This window comes from Moorena sp. SIO3I6 (assembly GCF_010672095.1).
The window spans coordinates 1-1,900 of the sequence record NZ_JAAHHU010000946.1 but is presented as its reverse complement, the minus strand read 5'-3'; the positions used below and the strand labels follow the sequence as shown (position 1 = coordinate 1,900).

Genomic DNA, 1,900 nt, shown 5'->3' with positions numbered 1-1,900 from the left:
GCTCTTCACCAGCTGCGATTTTGGCATCTACTTGACTGGCCTGTTCTAAAGCATAGTCTGAGGTGATGTGGAGGAAGCTTTGGACTTGAGGCTCTAGGGCTTGAATCTTATCTAGGGCTTCTTGGGTGATTTCTACAGCTGAGCGTTCTTTGTTGATTAGCTGTTTATGCAACTCGCGGACGGTGTCCATGCTTACTACCTTTAGTGACTTAACGATTTCAACTCTAGTATTTTGGCAAAAAATTCAGTGATTAGGGGTTTGGGCTCAGGCTTTAGGAAAGGGAATAGGGAATAGGGAGTAGGGAGTAGGGAGCAGGGAGCAGGGAACAGCCGATCTGGGAACAGGGAACAAAAATTCTCACAATTCCGACACGGATTGCTATTACAGGTCTTTGTGGGGCGTGTTGTAAGTGTTGTAAGTGGTGCAGGAGATTTTGATTAAAGAGAATTGGGCGCGATGTTCCGTTCGCGCTTAGTAACCCTATCTGGAATGATAGAAACAATCTTGTTTCCCGATTCCCGATTCCCGATTCCCGACTCCCGATTCCCGATTCCCGATTCCCGATTCCCGACTCCCGATTCCCGATTCCCGATTCCCTGTTCCCTTTGCTATTAAAAATCCTATGTATTTGCTTCAATGTAAATCATCCGAGTTCGGATTGTAATCCCTAGGGTGGGAGAAGTCCAACCTACAATAAAATAATCTTCGGTGGCATTTTCGATGGCAATTTTAGAGTGATCATAAACTGGAACAACAAAGTTTTTAATATATTCTTCTGTTGTTTCATCAAGGCTAATTAGACTAGTTTTTCGGGCAATTCGACCGATGTGTTTGATCGCTGTTGCGGCGTCTTCGACACACAGTAACGAACTTAAACAAAAAACAAAATCGTAGGACTGGCTATCAATTTCAGCTAGGGCTGTTTCAATCGGCTTGTGGATAGTTTGATAACCCCTTTTTGCCGCATAATCGAGCATCTTACTTGAAATATCAATCCCTGTATAGTCAAACTCCCCTTCCAACAATTCACTTAAAAACCCTGTACCACAAGCAATATCTAAAACACTGCCTTGATGGTGATTATGTCGATTGAAGATTTTAGCAGCCTCATATACATGCTGTGCATTACAACTGGGATCTTTTAAGACGTCGTCATAGGTAGGAGCAAATTTATCATAAAATTCTTCAGCAGCAATTTTTGTTGACATAGTTCCTATTTCCAAATGTATCTAGAGTATACATCTTAATTATCTTAGAGCAAATCAGGGTAGTGGTAAAGATGTAGTGATTTGCCTATGGTAAGCGTCAAGGTAACGGTAACTAAAATCACTCTTGTGTACTACTACCAAAGTCCTTAGCCTTCAAAACTTCAGGTTTAGGGTAAGTCTACCCATCTAAGCATTTTGTCCTTAGTTACGTAAAGCGCTCGATTGATCAGGTCATTTCCTTGCTCAATTTCTTGTTGCAACACCGGGATAACTACCTCTTCCATCACCTGTTCCTGCTCCTGGCGGGTCATTTCTCCATCTTCTAGAAAGACGATTTTGTCATGGTTTAGGCTTTATATTCCATCAAAACTAAACGAATGCTTACCTCTTGTCTTGATGCAATAGCGAGTGGGGGAAACCACGGCAGTCGCTCATGGGGGGAACCCCCAAGACCGCGCTGCCTCCCCAAGACCGCGCTGCATCGCTTAGTCAAAAGCTGTTCGCGCAGCGTGCGCGTAGCACATTAGCTGATAGCTGAGAGCTGATAGCTGATAGCTTACTTGAGTCTCCTCTAAGACTTAGCCGTAACAGCAGCAATACGCTTCAAAATACTCAAAACATCATATAAATAATTGCCAGGATTCCAGATATCAAAGGCTTTTGATAAAGCATAGCGTAGAGTTTCGCCTTT

3 protein-coding genes and 1 pseudogene are annotated in these 1,900 nt (G+C 43.1%); 1 reads left to right on the top strand and 3 read right to left on the bottom strand.

Annotated elements, in window-relative coordinates; translation table 11 throughout:
• Positions 1-190: pseudogene (locus F6K49_RS44775) on the bottom strand (amidase family protein); the annotation flags it as partial.
• Positions 191-490: 300 nt separating this feature from the next.
• On the opposite strand from F6K49_RS44775, the gene F6K49_RS44770 reads away from it, so the two are divergent.
• Complete coding sequence (locus F6K49_RS44770) at positions 491-616, top strand: hypothetical protein (RefSeq protein WP_293108472.1); 126 nt, start codon at positions 491-493, stop codon at positions 614-616.
• 5 nt (positions 617-621) lie between these two features.
• Here F6K49_RS44770 and F6K49_RS44765 read toward each other — a convergent pair whose 3' ends face one another.
• Positions 622-1,209, bottom strand: coding sequence for a class I SAM-dependent methyltransferase (locus tag F6K49_RS44765; RefSeq protein ID WP_293108469.1), 588 nt, complete (start codon positions 1,207-1,209; stop codon positions 622-624).
• Between the two features lie 167 nt (positions 1,210-1,376).
• On the bottom strand, positions 1,377-1,520 hold the full coding sequence (locus F6K49_RS44760) for a hypothetical protein (RefSeq protein ID WP_293108464.1): 144 nt from the start codon (positions 1,518-1,520) through the stop codon (positions 1,377-1,379).
• Positions 1,521-1,900: the final 380 nt, after the last annotated feature.

Bases quoted from the DNA above. Each gene is read 5' to 3' on its own strand.
- F6K49_RS44770 (WP_293108472.1), top strand. From the start codon at position 491: ATGATAGAAACAATCTTGTTTCCCGATTCCCGATTCCCGATTCCCGAC.
- F6K49_RS44765 (WP_293108469.1), bottom strand. From the start codon at position 1,209: ATGTCAACAAAAATTGCTGCTGAAGAATTTTATGATAAATTTGCTCCT.
- F6K49_RS44760 (WP_293108464.1), bottom strand. From the start codon at position 1,520: ATGACCCGCCAGGAGCAGGAACAGGTGATGGAAGAGGTAGTTATCCCG.